This is a genomic window from Streptomyces acidiscabies (genome assembly GCF_020010905.1).
Lineage (GTDB): Bacteria > Actinomycetota > Actinomycetes > Streptomycetales > Streptomycetaceae > Streptomyces > Streptomyces acidiscabies.
In genome coordinates this window covers 5,577,354-5,595,604 of the sequence record NZ_JAGJBY010000001.1, presented here as the reverse complement: position 1 = coordinate 5,595,604, position 18,251 = coordinate 5,577,354, and the positions used below count along the sequence as shown (strand labels likewise).

Here is an 18,251-nt window from a genome sequence, read left to right as displayed (position 1 = left end):
GAAACTCCCCGTGCCCGCTGGGCAAGGGGAGTTTCGGTCTGCGCGCGCCCGCAGGGCCAGCGTGTGGACCTGAGGGGAGCCGTCAGCGTTCCTCGGGGCGGGTGTCCGCCGGGACCGCCGCCGGGCGTGCGCAGTCGCTCGACACCGCGACCGAGGAGCCGGTCTCGGCCGCCGCGAGCAGGGACTCCATGATGTCGAGGACGTGGTAGGCGAGTTCACCGTCGGCGCGGTGCGGTTCGCCGCGCGAGACGGCTCGGGCGAGGTCGGCGACCCCGTAGCCCCGGGAGGCGTCGCGGTAGCCGCCGAGGACCGGAAGCTCCTCCCACTCCTGAGCGCCGGCCCGGAAGAGCTCGACCGGTCCGTCGAACCGGTTCGGGTCGGGCACGGACAGCGAGCCGTCCGTGCCGTGGACCTCGATCCGGGGAAGTGTGCTGCCCCACACGTCGAAGCTCATCACCAGCGTGGACAGCGCGCCGGAGCGGTGTTCGAGGACTCCGGTGACATGGGTGGCGACCTCGACCGGGAATCTCGTCCCGGCCCGGTACCCCTGGCCGATGAACCGTTCGGCCCGGGGCGCCGAGGCCATGCCGACGACCCGGCGCACCGGCCCCAGCAGGGTCACCAGCGAGGTCAGGTAGTACGGACCCATGTCGAGGAGCGGCCCGCCGCCCGGCTGGTAGTAGAACTCCGGGTCGGGATGCCAGCGTTCGGGCCCGGAGCCGACCATGAACGCGCTCGCCGCGACCGGCACCCCGAGGTCCCCCGCGTCCAGTGCCGCCCTGGCGGTCTGCACACCGGTGCCGAGGACCGTGTCCGGCGCGCATCCGACACGGACGCCGGCCTCGGCGGCGGCGTCCAGCAGCGCACGGGCGGCGGAGGTGGTGGTCGCGAGGGGTTTCTCGCCGTAGACGTGCTTGCCGGCGGCTATGGCCGCGTGGGCGACCGTCGCGTGGGCGGCGGGGATCGTGAGGTTCAGGACGAGGTCGACGTCCTCGGCGTCGTACAACTCGTCGAGAGTCGCCGTACGGGCGCCGGGTGCCTTCCCGGCGGCGGCGCGGGCGCGGTCGGGGTCGAGGTCGGCGACGGCCGTCAGGCGCAGGTTCTTCAGCTCCGCGAGGGTCGTGAGGTAGGCGTCGCTGATCTTGCCGGCGCCGACGAGGCCGACGCGGAGCGCGGGGTGCGGGGTCAGCGGGTCGCCCATGTCATGCCCTTCGTGATCATCGAGTGGACCTGGGGTACGGCCAGGTCGTCCAGGGTGTGGCCGATCGCGGTGACGAACACCCGGCCCGCGCCCCAGGACCGGGTCCAGGTGACGGGGACGACGGTGCCGGCGAGTTCGGGGTGCTCGGGGTCGTCGAGGTAGTCGGTCACCGCGAGGACGTCCACGGCCGGGTCCAGGTGCAGGTAGTACTGCTCGGTGGTGACGAGGAACGGGGTGAGCCCCTCGACGACGGGGTGGCCGGCCGCCCCGGGCAGCGGTCTGACCTGGTAGGTGGAGTGCTCCCGGGGGTGGTGGACGAACTGGCCGCCCGTCATCAGGTGGTAGCGCGGTTCGGAGCGGAACGCGTCGACGATCCCGCCGTGCCAGCCCGCGAACCCCGTCCCGGCGCGGACCGCCCGGGACAGGCCGGTCATCTGGTCGGGGCTGATCTCGCCCATCGTCCAGCACTGCACGATCAGATCGGTGCCGGCGAGGAGGTCCTCGTCGAGGTAGCTGTCGAGGGAGTCGGAGACGGTGACCTGGTACCCGGCCTCCTTGAGGTCGGCGGCGCGCAGGTCGGTGGCCGGTACCGGGACGTGTCCCGCCCAGCCGCCGCGGACGACGAGGGCGTGCTTGGCGGCCACGTCAGCCGTCCTTCAGGCCGCTGAGGAAGCCGAGGCTCTTCGCGACCGGGTCGAGGATGTCCCCGTCGAAGTCGTCGAGTTCGACGACGCGCAGCGCGTCCGGGGCGGCGGCGAGGATCTCCTCGACCGGGAGTACGCCGTCGCCGACGGCCACCTGCGCCTTGGTGTTCAGCGTGCGGTCCCCGTCCTTGACGTGCAGGGCGGCGACCCGGTCCCCGAGCCGGCCCAGCAGCGCCGGTACGTCCGCGCCGCCGACGGCCGCCCAGTACGTGTCGACTTCGAGGACCACCTCGTCCGCCAGGCTCTCGGCGAGGATCTCCAGGGCGTGCGTACCGTTCTGCCGGAGTTCGAGTTCGAAGTGGTGGTTGTGGTAGCCGACGGTGAACCCGTGGTCGGCGGCCTCGGCGGCCACCCGGTTCAGGTCCGCGGCGAGGCTCTCGATGCTCTCCCGGGTCTGCCAGCGCTCGGGCGCCGCCATCGGGACGACGAGCGTGCTGACGCCGAGGCGCCGTGCGGCGGCGTAGACGGTGGGCCGGTCGTCCGACAGCAGCGGCACGTGCGCGGTCGGTGCGGACAGCCCGTGCGCGGTCAGCGCGTCCGATATTCGCTCCGCGCGGTGGACGAAGCCGTAGGGCTCGACGGTGGTGTAGCCGATCTCGGCGACGCGGGCGAGCGTGCCTTCCGGGTCCTCTTCGAGGAGGGAGCGGAGTGTGTAGAGCTGGAGGGATATGTCACGGTTGGACATGCGGCTCCTCAACAGTGTTGATCTGCAAGGAGGTTCACACGAACCGGGGGGCCGGCGACAGAGGGCGCCGGAGGTGGACGCGGTCCGCTCAGCGGAACTCGGTGTGACGCGCGGGCGTGGGAGCGGGACCTTGGCTCGGAGCGGTCCGGCGTGCGTGCAGGTGCGGCGGGCCGGTTCCCGAGCATCCGGCTATGGAGAGGGACCCGCACGATGACTGCAACGGCCAGATCGATGGGCACAAAGCTGGTGGGCGCCGCGACCGCGCTGACGACCGCCGCGATCTTCGCGTTCGCCGGCGCGCAGCCCGCACGCGCGGACACGGTCTCGGACTTCACCGGCTATCTGGGCTACGTGAAGCAGGCGTACGACGCGTACCAGAAATTCTTCGGGAACCAGCTCACGCTCGACGAGGCGACGACCCGGATCGAGAACGCGATCAGCGTGGCGAAGACCGAGATCCTCAACGAGGTCGACGCCGTCGCGACGGCGGATGTGCAGGCGTGCGCCAGGAGCGCCGTCATCGAGGTCGCGGACATCCGCCGGCTGTCCCCGGACAACCTCCAGGCGTTCGCCATGGCCGCCACGTCCTGCGCGACCCTGGCGCAGTCGGACATCAGCAACGTCTCGCAGCTCGCCTCCGTCAACCAGCTCGGGTTCGCCCTGAACACCGTCGGTCCGATCGCCCTGTTCGCCCGGACGTACGCGGGCCTGAGCACCGACCTGTTGCGGCAGACGCTCGTCTCCGCCAACCAGACGGTCGTCACGCGGCTGACCCCGCGCTGTTTCGCGACCCCGCTGTGGGGAGACGCCGAGCCCGGCGCCAGGTCCGTCGAGGCGCAGCTCCAGTGCACGGCGTTCAACGGCAACGTCGGCCTGGACTGGGTCACCGTGACGGGGCTCAGGTACCGGCAGCCGCTGCCGCCGCTGCCCGCGTCCACCTACGAGTACGCCGCGTCCGAGGCCGTGCGCGCCACCAGCTACGTGTCCTCCGCCGCGGCTCTCCCGGAGCTGACCGCGTAGCGGAGCCGAGTCGATCGGCCGCCGACATCCGTCCCATGCCGGTCAGCCCCCTGCACCCCGTCCAAGGATTGAACCCTCCCCTGGCTGAAGCAAGGGAATTCCTGGCTCAGGTTGCCTGTCCGCCCAACGGGCGGTCAGGTCCTACACCCTCAACACCAGCCGGGACGGAACCTGCCCGGTTTGGTACTGCAAGCAAAGGACTCGCTGTGCTGGCTTGGTTCTCACTCAGCACGGTGTGCGCGCTTGGTTCTCGCAACGCACGCGCGCAGGTTACCCGATCGTGTGGGCGGCCTTTCGCCCCGGCGGCGAAACCCCGTTCCCTGCCCGGCTCCGCAGGAGTCCGATTCTCCCCCGCAAGCGGGAGGTACCCCCGCCCCGGCCTCAAAGCCGGGGCATCCTCAGAGGAATCCGGTGAACCAGCATGAGAAAAATCCTGACGACCGCCGCCGTCGCCCTCGCCGTGGGCGCCGCGATGAGCACCGTCCCCGCCGCTTCGGCGGCGTCCCACCAGACGTCGTCCACCGACCGCAACGTCCGGCGGGTCCCCGCGCACCTGTCGCTGCGGGACGTCAAGTACAGCCCCGGCTGTTCGGGCACGACCCTGCCGATCGACTGCACCATCACCGAGCCGGTCGTGACCGAGCCGTCGACGACCTACGCCTTCTCGTTCCTGCCCGGCGACCACGTCACGGTCGACGGGGGCGGCTGTGTGCAGACCGGCGGCAGGGGGCTCACCTGGAAGCGGTACGTCGACCCGGCCTCGGACAACGACCTGTACCACGGCCTCATCACCATTCCGGGCGCCACCGGCAGCCTGGAGCGCCTGCTGAACGTGGTCGGACGGCAGTACCTGGTCGGTGGCCGGGGCGGCAGCCTCGTCCTCGGCTACCAGGACGACGGCTACTCCGACAACGGCTACTCCGCGCACGACAACGGCACCGGGAACCAGTGCCTGAACTCGGTGAACGCCTACGTGCACATCGTCATCCGCTGAACCTGTACCGCAGGTCGAAGGAGGAACCATGCCCACCTCGCACAGCGCACCCGCCGCACTCCACACCCTCTGCCGCCTCGGCGCGGCAGCGGTCCTGGTGTGGGGAGCCACGCTCGCCGCCTCTCCCCCGGCACACGCGGACCCGGTACCGGTCTGCGACGGCAAGGCCGCCACGATCGTCAGCGACGCGCCCGTCGTCAGCGGAACCGACGGCGACGACGTCATCGTGACCGGCGACGGGAACCACGACGTGCTGGCGGGCGGCGGGAACGACACGGTCTGCACCGGCGCCGGGGACGACACCCTCTCCGGCGGGGACGGCGACGACGAACTGTTCGGCGGCGACGGCCGCGACAGCCTCCACGGCCAGGCCGGCGACGACGTCGTACGGGGAGAGGGCGGCGACGACTTCGCGGTCGACGGCGGTCCGGGCACCGACCTGGTGGACGCCGGTCCCGGAGCCGACGGGGCACGCGGCGGCCCCGGCGACGACGAACTGCGCGGCGGCCCCGGCGACGACCGGCTGGACGGCGGTCCGGGCACCGACGTGATCGACGGCGGCGACGACACGGACGTCTGCGTCAACGGAGAGACCGTCAGCAACTGCGAGTCGACGGGATGACCACCCGGACGCGGCCCGCGCCGGTGCCTGCCTCGTTCAGTCACGGTCGGGGAGCGCGGTGACGGCCGGATCCTTGCCCAGGTGGTGCTGGAGCCGGTCGCGCAGCGCGGCGGCGTCCGGGTGCCCGAGCTCCTCGAAGAGGGCCAGCGACCGGCTCCACGCGTCCCGGGTCGAGCCGGTGTCCCGGGCCGCGTGGAGGGTGTCACCGAGGTGGGCGAGGATGTCCGCCTCGAAGTAGCGGTCGCCCAGCTCGTGGAAGAGCCGGGCGGCCCGCTCGTAACAGGCCGCCGCCTGCGCGTACTCGCCGAGGTGGTGGTGGGCGTAGCCGAGGGTGTCCCAGGTGTGGGCCTCGCCGGAGAGGTGGCCGGCCCCCTCCAGGAGCGCGAGCGCCCGCCGGCCGAGGTCGACGGCCTGCCGGTGGCGGCCGAGCAGCGTGTGGTCCCAGCCGACGTTGTTGAGCGCCATGCCCTGCCAGCCCCGCTCCCCCGCGACGGCGAAGAGGTCCACCGCCCGCCGCGAGTGGGTGAGCGCCTCCGCGCGGCGCTCCTGGCGGGTCGAGACCCTGCCGAGGGCCAGATGGGTGTGGGCCTCGCCCGCCGGGTCGCCGAGCTCCCGGTACAGCCGCATGGCGCGGTCGAGGCGGGCTCGGGCGTCCTCCTGACGTCCGAGCGACGACTGGGCGTTCGCGATGTTGCGCAGCGCGCACGCCTGCGCCGCCCGGTCGCCCAGCCGCTCGGCGGCGGCCAGCGCGACGGTGTGGGCGGCGGCCCACTCGGACCACAGGACGGCGCGCTGGTGGTACGTGCTCAGCGCGGCGGCCAACTGCCAGGCATGGGTGTCGAAGCCGTCCCGGGCGGCCTGGTGCAGAGCGGCGGACAGCACGGAGTGGTCGGCGGTGAACCAGGTCATGGCGGCGTCCCGGCCGGCCGGTTCCTCGGGGAGGACGCCGGGCCGGACGGGGGCGGGCACGATGCGGTCGGCGGGTGGGCCCAGCAGGCGCTGCGCTTTCAGCGCGGTGTGCAGGTAGTGGTCGAGGATCCGGTGCGCCGCCCGCCGTCGGCCGTCCTCGTCGTCCTCGGCGCGGGCCAGCTCGCCGGCGTAGGCGCGGAGCAGGTCGTGGAAGGAGTAGCGGCCGGGGGCGGGTTCGGCGAGCAGGTGGGCGGTCGTCAGTTCGGCCAGCAGCAGGCGGGTGCGTGCCGGGGGCTCGCCCGCCAGGCTCGTCGCCGCCGGGCCGGAGATGTCCGGCCCGGGATGCAGCCCGAGCAGCCGGAACAGCCTGGCGGCGGCGGGGCTCAGGGCCTTGTAGGACCAGGAGAAGACGGCACGTACCCGAGTGGCGTGGTCGCCTGCGTCGAGCGCGTCGAGGCGGCTGTTCCCGTCGCGCAGTTCGCCCGCGAGGACGGCGAGCGGCAGGTTCGGCTGGGCGGCGGCCCGGGCGGACACCACGGCCAGCGCCAGGGGCAGACCGGCGCACCGGGCCGTGATCTCGGCGACGGCGGCGGGATCGGTCGCCGTACGCGGTCCGCCGAGCCGGTCGGCCAGCATGGACTCGGCCTCGGCGGAGGAGAGTACGTCGATCGCGAACATGTGGGCGCCCTCCACGGCCGCCAGGCTGGTGAGCCGGTTGCGGCTGGTGACGAGGACGAGACAGCCGGGTGCCCCGGGCAGCAGTGGCCTGACCTGGTCGGCGTCCCGGGCGTTGTCCAGTACGACGAGCATCCGCCGGTCGGCGAGCAGGCTCCGGTAGAGGGCCGCCTGTGCGTCCAGGCCTGCGGGGATCCTGGCGGGGGGCACCTCCAGGGCGTCCAGGAAAGCGCGCAGCGCCTCGGCCGGGTCCCGCGACGAGCCGCCCGGGTCGAACCCGCGCAGGTTCACGTACAACTGCCCGTCGGGGAAGGACTTCCGCACCCGGTGGCCCCAGTGCACGGCCAGCGACGTCTTGCCCACTCCCGCCGTGCCGGACACCGCCGAGATCACCACGGGGGCCGACGGCGCCGTCGTCAGGAAGGCGTCCAGCCGCGCGAGTTCCTCCGTCCGCCCGGTGAACCCCCGTACCGCCACCGGCAGTTGGGCGGGAACCACCCGCTGGGGTGTGGCTTTGGTGCTCGCCGGGGGCCTGCTCGGTACCGGCGCTCCTCCCCGCAGCACCGCCTGGTGGGCGGCACGCAGCGCCGGGCCGGGCTCCGTGCCCAGTTCCTCGGACAGCCGGCGCCGGACGGCGGCATAGCACTCCAGCGCCTCGGCGCCCCGGCCGGCCGCGTAGAGCGTCCGCATCAGCGTCTCTGCCAGCGGTTCCGTCAGCGGGTGTTCGTCGAGCAGCGCGGACAGCGGGCCGATCGCCACGGCGGGGTCGTCGAGCGCCTGGAGCCGCGCCCACGCGACGGTCGCCTCCAGGTGCTCGCGCCGCCACGCCTCGCGCGTCTGCACCACCCACGGACCGTCCAGCCCGCTCAGCGGCTCACCCCGCCACAGACCGAGCGCCTCGCCCAGCAGCCTCGCGCGTACGCCGTCCGGCAGCCCGGCACCGCGCGCGTCGCCGACCAGCCGACGGAACCTGTGGACGTCGATCCGGTCCCGGTCGGCCTCCAGGACGTACCCGCCGGACCGGCGTGTCACCCTGATCCGGCCGGTTCCCTCGCACACGGTGCGCAGCCGGGCGACGTGCGCGTACACCGAACGCCGGGCCCCCTGTGGGGAGTCCGGGCCCCAGACCCGTCGGATCACCACGTCGGGAGCCACCGGCCGGCCGGCGTCCACGGCCAACGCCGCGAGCACGGCGCGCCGTTGCGGCGGTCCGATCTCGGCCGTCCCTGCCTGCGCGGCCAGTTCCACAGGTCCGAGCAAACGTAATTGAGGCATCGACCCCCTCGATCTCTCCCCCGTGCACCGAGTCCACCCGCGAGTGGGGACGACAACCTATCGACAACATCTCGCCCCACCCTCGTGCCCCAGCATGGCGATGCGCCGGAGGTCCGACCACCGCCGTGCGCGCGGGAACTCGGGGAGCAGGGGGAATCATGACCGGAATCTCGTACGGTGCGAGTACGTCGACGGGCGGCGGCGGGCGCAGCGTCCTGGAGGGAGCCTTCGCGCTGCTGGCGGCGGTGGAGCGCGCGCAGGGAGCGGGACTGACCCGGCTGTCGTCCGAGAGCGGACTGCCCAAGGCCACGGCACACCGGCTGCTGGAACAGCTGACCGCCCTGGGCGCCGTCGAACGCCACGCGGGGGGATATCGCGTCGGCTGGCGGATGTTCCAGCTCGGGCAGGACTGGCAGCCGCATCCCGGGTTGCGTACGGCGGCGGCCGAACCCGCGCGCAGGTTGGCCGAGTTGACGGGCACCGCTGTGGGGACGGCGGTGCTGCGCCGGCACCGGACGTTCCTGGTCGAGTGGTTTCCGGGGAGCGAGGGGGCCGCGCTCTCCGCGCCGACGGACCGCTTTCCCCGGCCCTGGTACACCGCCGCCGGGAAGGCGTGCGCCGCGACGACGCCCGGTCACCGGCTCCCGCCCGGCCCGGTGCCGGCCTCCTGGCCCCGGGAGGCACGGGATATCCGAGCGCGTGGCTTCGCCGTGGACCGAGGCGTCCTCGCGCCCGGGGCGCGCTGCGTCGCCGCGCCGCTGTACTGCGGGGGCGACACCCCTGTCGCAGCGCTCTTCGCCGTGGCCGGTCCCGCGCATCGGCTGGAGCGGGTCGCCGAGGTCGTCCGGCGGACGGGGGGCTGCATCAGCACACGTCTCGGACGCGAGAGCGACTGAGCGCCGGTTCGGGTTCGCGGCCTTCGAGACAGGTACGACTCGTTGGCCTGCCAGGACGAATCCAGGACGACCGAAGGATCCGGGTCCACGGTGCGGGCATTGCCGTCGGCGCCGCTCGTCGAGCTCAAGCTCGCACTGATGATGCTGCGGCGCCCGGATGTGTTCGGACGGTGGCGGCGCGGATTACGGCAACGCCTGCCCGGCACCACCCGCCCGCTGTGGGACCTGATCTCCGCATACACGGGCCCGGCGTTCCTCGACCCGCTGAGCACGGACCTGGCGACCGGCCTGGACGCGGTCCGGGCCGCCCCCATCACCCTGGTGCGGGCGGGCGTCGAACAGGCCTGGGCCGGGCGGAGGGGCCCCGTACCCCTTTGGCTGAGGGATCTGGTCCACGGTGACGTCCCCTCCCGGGAGCGGTTGTGCCTGGGCCTGCATGACGCCTTCGACGCCGCGTCCTGGCCCCAGGTGGCGGTCGGCCACGAGGTCGAGTTCGCGCGTTACGCTCTCGACGCGGCCAAGCGCGGGGTCGCCGGAGCGCTGGCCGCACTGTGCCCGGGCTCCCGGCTGGTCGACGGCTGCTGGGATGTCGACGCGCCCTATGCGCGGTACGTGACGGCAGCCGACCGAGGCCTGGTTCCGCTGCCCACGTTCTACTGGACCGGGGCGGCTCTGGCCGGCGACAACGCTGCTGGTGGTCTATCCAGCCGGTCCGGGCAGACCGGTCCTGCCCTCCGCGGAGCCGGACTCATCGACACCGTGCGCAACGGCCGTGCGGTCCGGCACGGACTCACGGCACTGGGCAAGCTCCTGACCAGGGGCGCGGGCCAGGGCGACACGTTCGCGCGGAAGGGGGCACGGTGACCGCGCCCAGGTAGAAGGCGCACCGCTCTCGACGGCGAAGGCGAAGCTGCGGAAGGCAACGGCTTCTCCCGGCGCTGGACCGGGAGCATGGCGTCGGCGTCGGCCACAGCCGCTGTTCGGGCGCGTCGCCGGGGAAGATCGTTCCCTCTGCGTGTCCGGCGCAGCCCGCAGACGCGGAGGGTTCTTTCGCCGAGGCTGTCGGGAGGCCGGGCACGTTGGAACTGCTTCCCGAGGGAGTCGGGGTCACCGGCTGAGCGGAAGGGCGCGACGGGGTCGAGTCCGCCTCCGAGCCGCCGCTTCCCCCGCACGCAGACCGTCGTCCGGTTCCCGGCGGGGACGGAGGCGCCTCAGCGGATGCCCGAGTCGAATGAGACGACGATCGTGGTGAACCGTCCGCTGGTGACGGTGACGTCCATCGGCTGGGCGGTCGGTGTGACGGCGCTGGTGAGGTTGGCCGGGTGGAGGGTGTAGTCGCCCGGCGGCAGCGGGATACGGAAGTGGCCGTCGGTGCCGCTGGTGGTCTCGGTGACCGTCCGTTCGGGATCGCCGGTGGTGATGGTCAGCCGGGCGCTCAGGGGCCGGTCGGGGCAGGGGCTGTGGCCGCGGACCATCGGGCAACCGGCATCGACCATGGTGCGGCCCTCGATGCCGGCGTCGGACGACTCCGGCCCCCGGGAGCTACCGCATCCGGCGGCCGACAGCACCGTGGCGGCCAGCGCCGGGACGGCGAACGCGGCGCGCAGGGAGCGCTTCATACAGGTTCGACTCCCCACGGTGCCGGCCGGTTCCTCCACGGGCGTGGCCCGGTGACCGGGCGGGGAGATCCCTGCCCGGCCACCGGGCCTGATCCGGTGCTAGGAGAACAGGACGTTGTGCGGTTCGGGGTAGGCCCCGGTGGCACCGCAGTTGCCGCCCTTCATCGCATAGCCGGCGGCGATCCAGCGGGTGGGGTCGGCCTGGTAGGTGCGGACGGTGAGGTAGTCGCCCCAGCGGGGCAGGCCGGAGTAGGTACAGGTGTTTCCGGCGCCCCACAGGTAGTAGTTGGGGCTGGTGTCGACGGCGTTGGCGGCTTGGGTGTTGATGCCGCTGCCGGGGTAGTAGTGGGTGGTTCCGGTGCCGCCGCCCCAGGCGAATTCCAGGCCCACCCGACCCTGGGAGTTGGGTGCGAGAGCGGCGAACTGGATGGCGCCCCAGCTGCCCCACAGGTCACCGGAACCGTTGAGGTTCTTGTCCGATTCGTTGAACCAGACGAACCGGGTGTAGGGGAAGGGGTGACTGCTGTCCTGTTTGGCGTTGAAGGAGAAGCCGATCAGCCCGGCGGTCCGGTAGGCGCCCAGGACGCGGGAGTCGGCGTACTGGCACCAGTTGGTCACCACGCCGTCGGCGCTGGCGCAGTTCTGGCCGCTGTTGCGGTTGTAGAAGCCGTACGTGGGGATGGTGCGGTCCCACCACGAGTAGTTGCCGGAGTTCTCCGGCCAGGCGAACACCCGGAACGAACTGCCGTTGGTCTGGCCCCAGTTGCTGCCCCAGTAGAGGGTGTCGGTGGAGCCGGGCACCAGCTTGTACGTGAAGTTGTCGGTGCGGGTCAGATAGCCGTAGTTGAAGGCGCCGCAGGTGCTCATCGCGCTCTTCGGCAGCCGTAGCAGACCGGCACCGCCTGCCCCGGAGGTGGGGAAGAAGTTGGTGGAGATGTTGACGTTGCTGTTGCTGATGGTCATGTCGTTGTAGTCCAGCCCCGTGGTGCTCGCCAGGCCCAGCCAGCTCGGGGTGATGTTCCAGTAGCACCAGTTGGTGAACGCGCCGGAGCCGGAGGCGGTGGCGTTGGCGATCACCAGGTGGTCGCTGAACTGGAGCAGCCAGAACTGCCTGCCGGTCGCGGGGTCGTACTGGGTGACCTGGTCGCAGCAGAACCCCGACCCGAACAGGGAGTACGGGTCGAGGTAGGACCAGGTCGCGCCGTTGTCGGTGGAGCGGGTGGCGTACCAGTTGCCGGTCTGGAAGATGTTGGAGCCGTTGGCGTCGGTGCTCGGCTCCTGCGTCGAGGACAGGAACGAGGAGCCGCCGGATATCCCGGAGGCCGGGATCGCGCTGTCGCGCACGGTGGTCGCGACGGTGGGAGCGGCGGATCGCACCGAGGAGGGATCGGTGAGCGCGGTACCGAGCGGGGCGTGCTGAGGGCTGTGCCCGGCCCTGCCCTTGCTCATCGTGTCCTCGTCGTACAGCCGGGCGTTGAGCTGGTCGAGTTCCTCGGCCGTGTACTGCCGCGGCTTGTCGGTGACGGCAGCCGCCACCCGAGCGCCGCCGCTGGTCGCCGTCCGGGCGGCATTGCCCTGGCCGTGCGGGGCGGCGGACGCGGGCGTGGACTGAAGGCCCGCCAGCCCGAACGACAGGACCAGGAGCACGACCGCCCAGACGGACAGTCTTCGCCGCCGCGACCTGGCCAACGGCATGCGGATGGAACCGGACATGACGAACCCCCCTGATGCTGGGCGAACCGGATGCACGACGGCATCGATCGCCACTTCCCCCACGGTGTGCGGGGCAGGCACCGCCGTCGTACGCCAGCGAACCTAGCGATCCACTACCACGCCCACCAGAATTCCGGATAAAAGATCACAAATAGTCTGAATCTCGTCCTGTGAAAGGAAACTGATTCACCATCAGTGCCACGCGGCCACTGGTGTCCAGCCGACGAGAGGCGGCAAGGATGCATAACAGCCACGGCGCGTCCGGTGGATACCGAGGGTGTGCCGGTGCGGTGCGGCCGGGGCAGCAGCCCGTGGTGACGCCGATGTCGATGCCGTGGCGGCTGCAAGGGGCCGGACGGTCGGGCCGTTCGTAGTGAGGCCCCCCGTAGCCGCCCAGGAAGTGGCCCCAGCCCGCACAGGATGCCTGTGGCCAGTCGAAGATCCGGGAGATGCGCCGTTCGGTGGGGTGGTTCTCGCCGCCGCGTGGGGCGATGGCCACACCGGGCAGATCGCCGCCCGCCCGCAGGGCCTTGGTGGCGCCGTCGGGCGCGTTCGGGTCGACCTCGGCGACCGGCTGGCGCGCTTCCGAATACGGCCGCCGTCGTACGAGGCAGAGGCGGCGCCCCCGTTACAGGCGTCGGCGGCGTCGAGGACCAGGCCGCTGAAGTACCCGGTGCCGTCCGGGCCGAAGCCGACCCAGCCGTCGGAGGCGCGCTGGAAGGGCAGGCCGCACGGTGTGCGGTGGGTGAGCGGCAACGCGGTCCCGGTGAAGCGGGTGGCGGTCAGGGCCCTGGCGCCGCCGTTGGACCAGCGGCCCTGCCGGAAGATGCCGATCGCGTTGCGCTGATCGACCGAGACGTAGGGCTCTTCCTCGGCGGACGGGTAGGTGATGCCGGTGCCGTCGCAGTTGGCGTACGGATCACCGGGCAGGGCGGGGACGACAGACTGCCTGGGCGAGGCGATGGCCGCGTGCACGCCGCCCGTGGCAGTAGCGGAGGCTCTTGCGCCTGCGTACATGGTCGACCCCCAAGCGGCCCGGCCGTGTTGCCGGTGACATTCCTGGGCGATGCGTGGTCGCCGGGCAGCGGCTGCCCGCAGAGCGTAGTGCGGCCGGGGCAGGACACCGGGGCGAGGAAGAGTCAAGGGGGTGTCAATTCCTAGTGATCCGGGCGGTGTTGAGCCGAAACGTGTTGACATGACCACGCGGGCGCAGCACAGTGTCGGCGTCCTGACGCACGTCCTGCACGAGGTTCGGTCCGGCCGGGCTCCGCCCGCCCCTCATGGAGCGGACGTGTACGAGGCACGCTCCCGTCCCCCTTCCGTGGCGCACTGATGCCGGACGTACCCCTGCTACGAAAGGGAACGGACCATGTCCCTGGCATCACTGCTCCACCGCCTGGCGAGACCCGGCCTGGTGACGGCGGCCCTCGCGGCCGGCGCGCTGGCCCTGTCGACGGGCACCGCGACCGCCGCGCCGGCCCTCACCCGGATCAGCTCCGATCCGTACACCGACTCCACCAGCCAGCACGCCACCGAGGTCGAGCCGGACACCTTCTCCTTCGGCTCCACCATCGTCTCCGCCTTCCAGGTCGGCCGGTTCACCGACGGCGGCTCCTCCAACGTCGGCTTCGCCACCTCCACCGACAACGGCGCCACCTGGACCAAGGGCTTCCTGCCGGGCATCACGACCCAGGCGGGCGGCACCTTCCAGCGGGTCAGCGACCCGTCGGTGGCCTACGACGCGAAGCACAACGCCTGGCTGATCTCCACCATCCCCATCACCTCGTCCGTCGCCGTGCCCGAGGTGTTCACCAGCCGCTCCACCGACGGCGGGCTGACCTGGAGCAACCCGGTGGTCACCGCGACCGGTTCGAGCCTCGACAAGAACTGGATCGTCTGCGACAACACCGCCACGAGCGCGTTCTACGGCAACTGCTACACCGAGTACGACAACAACGGCGACGGCGACCGCATCAAGATGACCACCTCCTCCGACGGCGGTCTGACCTGGGGTGCGCCGAAGAACACCGGCAACAACGCCACCGGCCTGGGCGGCCAGCCCGTCGTACAGCCGGGCGGCACCGTGGTCGTCCCGATCGCCAACGCCTCGGAGACCGCGATCCGCGCCTTCACCTCCACCAACGGCGGCAGCACCTGGACCAACGCCACCACCGTGGCCACCGTCAGCACCTTCACCGTACGTGGCAGCCTGCGCAGCGGCCCGCTGCCCTCCGCCGAGATCGACGCCGCCGGGAAGGTGTACGTCGTCTGGCAGGACTGCCGCTTCCGCGCGAGCGGCGGCTCCTGCACCGCCAACGACATCGTGATGGCGACGACCACCAACGGCACCACCTGGTCGTCGGTGGTCCGCATCCCGATCGACGCGACCACCAGCACCGTCGACCACTTCATTCCCGGCCTCGCGGTCGACCCGGCCACCTCGGGCTCCGCCGCGCACCTGGCGCTGACGTACTACTACCACCCGGTCGCCAACTGCACCGCCGCAACCTGCCAGTTGGACGTCGGCTACGTCTCCTCGGCCAACGGCGGCAGCACCTGGACGGCGCCGACCCAGCTGGCCGGCCCGATGACCCACTCATGGCTGGCGAGCACCACGCAGGGCACGATGGTCGGCGACTACATCTCCACGTCCTTCGCCGCCGGCACGGCCCACCCCGTCTTCGCTGTGGCCACCGCCCCCAGCGGGTCGGTCTTCAACGAGGCGATGTACACACCCACATCGGGCCTCACCGCGGCTGCCGGCACAACAACCGTCACCACCGCCACCGCCCGCGACAACGCCTTCTCGGCCCGTCTGGCCGTGATCGCCTACGCACAGTGGCTGGCCGCGGGCGGCACCGAGGGCGGCGAGGACAGCCCCTGACCCCAAGCCACGGATGAACAACCGGACGGGCGTCGACGCCGATCCACGTACAGCGTTGGTGTCGCCGAGACAAGCGCCGAACCGCCAGTGGTATCGACGGTCAGCCGGGCATGCCGCGACGTGTGCGCAGCGCCAGTACCAGGCAAAGCGCGGTCGCGGCGATGGCGAGTGAGGCGGGCAGCCGTGCCCATGAGGTGCCCGCTACCGGCGCTTGGGCCGCGAGCAGTACCACCGCGGTCGCGGCGGCAGCCGCCAGCGCGGGTGTCGCCTGCCGACGGCCGGGCGGGGCGGTGACCCCGGCGGTCCACGCGTCGGTGACCAGCAGGTAGGCAGGCAGCAGGGCGGCGATGCAGACGATCAGCCAGGCCGGGGGGCCGGTGGCCGCGGCGACCGCGATCGCCGCGGCCGGCAGCACGGTCGTCCTGCGGCGGGCTGCCACGGTCCACCACCGCAGGGACGTCGAGACGGGGCGGGCGTCGACCATCGGAGCGGCCCACCACGCCGTCGCCGCCGCTCCCAGAACCAGCATCCTGACCGGCAGTGACGCGTGCAGGGCGGCCGGCGGGTCGCAGGCCGCGACGGCAAGGGCCGTCCCGAGCAAGCGGTCGGTGATGCGGGAGGTGAGACGTTCGATGAGCAGAGCAGCTCGACTGCGGGCCGCGGACGGGGCGGTCATCGGGTCCCCCCGTGGATGCGGGTACGGAGCAGCGGCGCAAGGGTGAGGTCGAGGGTCTCGCCGGGGCGGTGGGCGACGACCGCGATGCCGCGTTCCACCAGGGCGAAGCGCATGGCGTCGCGGTCGGCCCGCCACAGCCGTAGCGCGAGTTCCCCTTCGGTGTCGCCGGGTTCCGAGGCCGGCTCGCCGGCGGGGATCTCGACCACGACCATCGGGTTGGCCCGTCCGCGCACCTGGTGCAGGACGTCGAAGATCCGCCGGTCGGTCAGCGGCGTGATGACGTACACCAACGCGCCTTCGGGCAGTGCGGGCGGTGGGAGCGGGCTGAGTCCCTCCGTGCGGTACGCGGCGTCCTTGCGGACCTCCAGCACACTCTCGACGATGCGGTAGAAGTACCCCTGGCCGCTGCCCGGTTGCAGCCAGCGGGTCGTACCGCCGACCGATACGACGCCGACCCGGTCGTGGGTGCGCAGATAGGCGCGCACCAGCCCGGCAGCGGCCCGGAAGGTCTCGTCGAGCGAGGACGTACCGGTGACCGGGTCGACGACGTCGGCGAGCGCGTCCAGCAGCACCACGGTGTCGGCGGCGCGTTCCGCGGCGAACTGGTGGACTTGCAGGGCGCCGCGGCGGGTGGTGGCCGGCCAGTGGATCCGCCGCTGCCGTTCGCCGCGCACGTACGGGTGCACCCCGGTGACCTCGACGCCTTCGCCGCGCTGTACGGCGGTGTGCTCGCCGAGCCGTTGCGGCAGCCGGACCGGGATGGGTGTGAGGCCGGCGTGTTCGGGCAGCGGGAAGACGGCGATCTCGCCGAGTTCGGCCCGTACGGTACGCCGGGTCAGCCCGCCGGGGTCGTAGACGTCAACGTCGACCGTGCCGAGGGTCCAGCGGCCCCAGCTCTGCGCGCTCAGGACGAGATCGACACGGTGCGGGCCGACCGCGAGGTGGTCGAGCCGGACCCGGTGGCCGAGGGCGACACCGGGGTCCAGGCGGGCGGGTGCACCGTCGTAGGACAGCGTGATCCGCACCGTCACCTGCTCGCCTTCGAAGCACCGCCGCGGCTCCACCTCGACCTCGGCCGTCACGTTCTCGGGACGCGGCCCGCCCGGCAGGGCGAGGGCGAGCAGCACCAGGGGCGTGGCGGCGAGAGCGAGGACCCAGGGGCGCCCGGTGAGCAGCGCGGCGGCCAGCGCGACGGCGGCCACCGTGCCCAGCCGCAGGGCGCGTTCACCGGCGCGCCGGCCGGGCGGAGGTGGCGGCGGAGGGTGGGCGCTCACGTCGTGGCTGCCGTCCAGGGCCCGTTGAATGGCGGTGGCCGCTCTGCGGTCCGGCACGGGCTCGGTCATGACGCGATCGGTGTGCGCGGCAAGGTCTGCGGGGCCTGCACGGACTGCACGATCTCGCGCATCACGTCGTCGCCGTCGATCTGCCGGACCCACAGCTCCGGCTTGAGGGTGACGCGGTGCGCGAGGGCCGGCACCGCCACGGACTTGACGTCCTCCGGGGTCGCATAGTCCCGCAGGTCCAGGACGGCACGGGCGCGGGCGAGCTGCACCAGGGCCAGGCCGCCGCGCGGAGAGGCGCCGACCTGGATATGAGGGTGGGCGCGGGTGGCGCGGACCAGCGCGACGGCGTACTCCAGCAGGTCGTCGTCGACCTCGACGCGCTCGACGGCGGCTCGCATGGCCAGCACCTCGTCCGGTCCGCTGAGCGTGCGCAGCACCGGCTCGGGTGCCGCCCGGTCGACCCGCGCGCGCAGCATGCCGGCCTCCTCGGACGCCTCCAGGTAGCCCATGCGGACCCGCAGCAGGAACCGGTCGAGCTGGGCCTCGGGCAGGGTGTACGTGCCCTCGTACTCGATGGGGTTGGCGGTGGCGACGACCATGAAGGGCTTCGGCAACGGCCGGGTGCTTCCGTCGACGGACACCTGGGACTCGGCCATCGCCTCCAGCAGCGCGGCCTGGGTCTTGGGCGGGGTGCGGTTGATCTCGTCGGCGAGCAGCAGATGAGTGAAGACCGGCCCGGGCCGGAAGACCATGTCGGCAGTGCGCTGGTCGTAGAACGGCGCTCCGGTGACGTCGGAGGGCAGCAGGTCGGGGGTGAACTGGATACGGCGGAAGTCCAGGCCGAGAGCCGTGGCGAAGGAGCGTGCCAGCAGCGTCTTGCCGAGTCCCGGCAGGTCCTCGATGAGGACGTGGCCGCCGGCGAGGATGCCGAGCATCACCAGGGTCGGCGGTTCCGCCTTGCCGACCACGGCGGTGCGGATCTCTTCGAGTACGGCCGCAGCCCGTTCGCCCGCCTGCCGGGGAGTCAGGGTGACGTGGTCCGAAACGGGTTGCGGGCTGGTCACGGTCGGTTCCTCACGGGATTGGGGTGCGGGG

Annotated in this window: 16 protein-coding genes; 7 read left to right on the top strand and 9 right to left on the bottom strand. The window is 72.4% G+C overall.

The genetic code is table 11. The features are described from left to right. Positions 1-82: 82 nt before the first annotated feature. From J8M50_RS25535 to J8M50_RS25525, 3 genes are read right to left on the bottom strand one after another with little or no spacing between them, the layout of a single operon-like run. Positions 83-1,201, bottom strand: a complete 1,119-nt coding sequence (locus J8M50_RS25535) for a Gfo/Idh/MocA family protein (RefSeq protein ID WP_010360052.1) — start codon at positions 1,199-1,201, stop codon at positions 83-85. After that, complete coding sequence (locus J8M50_RS25530; protein ID WP_010360053.1) at positions 1,186-1,845, bottom strand: ThuA domain-containing protein; 660 nt, start codon at positions 1,843-1,845, stop codon at positions 1,186-1,188. The genes J8M50_RS25535 and J8M50_RS25530 overlap by 16 nt, the downstream gene beginning before the upstream one ends. A gap of 1 nt (position 1,846) precedes the next feature. Then, positions 1,847-2,590: a sugar phosphate isomerase/epimerase family protein gene (locus J8M50_RS25525; protein ID WP_010360054.1), complete on the bottom strand. Its 744-nt coding sequence runs from the start codon at positions 2,588-2,590 to the stop codon at positions 1,847-1,849. Between the two features lie 231 nt (positions 2,591-2,821). On the opposite strand from J8M50_RS25525, the gene J8M50_RS25520 reads away from it, so the two are divergent. The 3 genes from J8M50_RS25520 (at position 2,822) to J8M50_RS25510 (ending at position 5,226) form a co-directional block, all read left to right on the top strand. After that, positions 2,822-3,610: a hypothetical protein gene (locus J8M50_RS25520; protein ID WP_010360056.1), complete on the top strand. Its 789-nt coding sequence runs from the start codon at positions 2,822-2,824 to the stop codon at positions 3,608-3,610. Between the two features lie 421 nt (positions 3,611-4,031). Continuing rightward, positions 4,032-4,604, top strand: coding sequence for a hypothetical protein (locus J8M50_RS25515; protein WP_010360057.1), 573 nt, complete (start codon positions 4,032-4,034; stop codon positions 4,602-4,604). 28 nt (positions 4,605-4,632) lie between these two features. Further along, positions 4,633-5,226, top strand: a complete 594-nt coding sequence (locus J8M50_RS25510) for a calcium-binding protein (protein WP_010360059.1) — start codon at positions 4,633-4,635, stop codon at positions 5,224-5,226. 36 nt (positions 5,227-5,262) lie between these two features. Here J8M50_RS25510 and J8M50_RS25505 read toward each other — a convergent pair whose 3' ends face one another. Further along, a complete protein-coding gene (locus J8M50_RS25505) occupies positions 5,263-8,058 on the bottom strand; it encodes an AfsR/SARP family transcriptional regulator (RefSeq protein ID WP_010360060.1) in 2,796 nt (931 codons plus the stop codon). 185 nt (positions 8,059-8,243) lie between these two features. Here J8M50_RS25505 and J8M50_RS25500 point away from each other — a divergent pair, with 185 nt between their 5' ends. After that, entirely contained in the window at positions 8,244-8,981 is a 738-nt protein-coding gene (locus J8M50_RS25500; protein ID WP_010360062.1) for an IclR family transcriptional regulator, read from the top strand. A 90-nt stretch (positions 8,982-9,071) separates the two neighbouring features. Then, positions 9,072-9,845: a hypothetical protein gene (locus J8M50_RS25495; protein WP_141655663.1), complete on the top strand. Its 774-nt coding sequence runs from the start codon at positions 9,072-9,074 to the stop codon at positions 9,843-9,845. A 347-nt stretch (positions 9,846-10,192) separates the two neighbouring features. Here the strand turns inward: J8M50_RS25495 and J8M50_RS25490 are convergent, their stop codons facing one another. Continuing rightward, the gene (locus J8M50_RS25490; RefSeq protein ID WP_010360064.1) at positions 10,193-10,600 is read right to left on the bottom strand and encodes a carboxypeptidase-like regulatory domain-containing protein; all 408 of its coding nucleotides are present in this window, start codon (positions 10,598-10,600) and stop codon (positions 10,193-10,195) included. Between the two features lie 99 nt (positions 10,601-10,699). Next, positions 10,700-12,313 carry a hypothetical protein gene (locus tag J8M50_RS25485; protein WP_010360066.1) on the bottom strand — a complete coding sequence of 538 codons (1,614 nt, stop codon included), beginning with the start codon at positions 12,311-12,313 and terminating at the stop codon, positions 10,700-10,702. A 466-nt stretch (positions 12,314-12,779) separates the two neighbouring features. Between J8M50_RS25485 and J8M50_RS25480 the strand changes: the two genes are divergently transcribed. Beyond that, complete coding sequence (locus J8M50_RS25480) at positions 12,780-13,160, top strand: hypothetical protein (RefSeq protein WP_010360067.1); 381 nt, start codon at positions 12,780-12,782, stop codon at positions 13,158-13,160. Positions 13,161-13,682: 522 nt separating this feature from the next. Continuing rightward, positions 13,683-15,197 carry a sialidase family protein gene (locus tag J8M50_RS25475; protein ID WP_010360069.1) on the top strand — a complete coding sequence of 505 codons (1,515 nt, stop codon included), beginning with the start codon at positions 13,683-13,685 and terminating at the stop codon, positions 15,195-15,197. 100 nt (positions 15,198-15,297) lie between these two features. Here J8M50_RS25475 and J8M50_RS25470 read toward each other — a convergent pair whose 3' ends face one another. From J8M50_RS25470 to J8M50_RS25460, 3 genes are read right to left on the bottom strand one after another with little or no spacing between them, the layout of a single operon-like run. After that, complete coding sequence (locus J8M50_RS25470) at positions 15,298-15,873, bottom strand: hypothetical protein (RefSeq protein WP_010360071.1); 576 nt, start codon at positions 15,871-15,873, stop codon at positions 15,298-15,300. Next, complete coding sequence (locus J8M50_RS25465) at positions 15,870-17,216, bottom strand: DUF58 domain-containing protein (protein WP_010360072.1); 1,347 nt, start codon at positions 17,214-17,216, stop codon at positions 15,870-15,872. Before J8M50_RS25465 ends, J8M50_RS25470 begins: the two co-directional genes overlap by 4 nt. Continuing rightward, positions 17,213-18,220, bottom strand: a complete 1,008-nt coding sequence (locus tag J8M50_RS25460) for an AAA family ATPase (protein ID WP_050375858.1) — start codon at positions 18,218-18,220, stop codon at positions 17,213-17,215. The genes J8M50_RS25465 and J8M50_RS25460 overlap by 4 nt, the downstream gene beginning before the upstream one ends. Between the last annotated feature and the right edge of the window lie 31 nt (positions 18,221-18,251).

Coding starts and splice junctions, on each gene's coding strand:
- J8M50_RS25475 (WP_010360069.1), top strand. CDS start 13,683: ATGTCCCTGGCATCACTGCTCCACCGCCTGGCGAGACCCGGCCTGGTG.
- J8M50_RS25485 (WP_010360066.1), bottom strand. CDS start 12,313: ATGTCCGGTTCCATCCGCATGCCGTTGGCCAGGTCGCGGCGGCGAAGA.
- J8M50_RS25515 (WP_010360057.1), top strand. CDS start 4,032: ATGAGAAAAATCCTGACGACCGCCGCCGTCGCCCTCGCCGTGGGCGCC.
- J8M50_RS25535 (WP_010360052.1), bottom strand. CDS start 1,201: ATGGGCGACCCGCTGACCCCGCACCCCGCGCTCCGCGTCGGCCTCGTC.
- J8M50_RS25520 (WP_010360056.1), top strand. CDS start 2,822: ATGGGCACAAAGCTGGTGGGCGCCGCGACCGCGCTGACGACCGCCGCG.
- J8M50_RS25465 (WP_010360072.1), bottom strand. CDS start 17,216: ATGACCGAGCCCGTGCCGGACCGCAGAGCGGCCACCGCCATTCAACGG.
- J8M50_RS25500 (WP_010360062.1), top strand. CDS start 8,244: ATGACCGGAATCTCGTACGGTGCGAGTACGTCGACGGGCGGCGGCGGG.
- J8M50_RS25510 (WP_010360059.1), top strand. CDS start 4,633: ATGCCCACCTCGCACAGCGCACCCGCCGCACTCCACACCCTCTGCCGC.
- J8M50_RS25470 (WP_010360071.1), bottom strand. CDS start 15,873: ATGACCGCCCCGTCCGCGGCCCGCAGTCGAGCTGCTCTGCTCATCGAA.
- J8M50_RS25490 (WP_010360064.1), bottom strand. CDS start 10,600: ATGAAGCGCTCCCTGCGCGCCGCGTTCGCCGTCCCGGCGCTGGCCGCC.
- J8M50_RS25525 (WP_010360054.1), bottom strand. CDS start 2,590: ATGTCCAACCGTGACATATCCCTCCAGCTCTACACACTCCGCTCCCTC.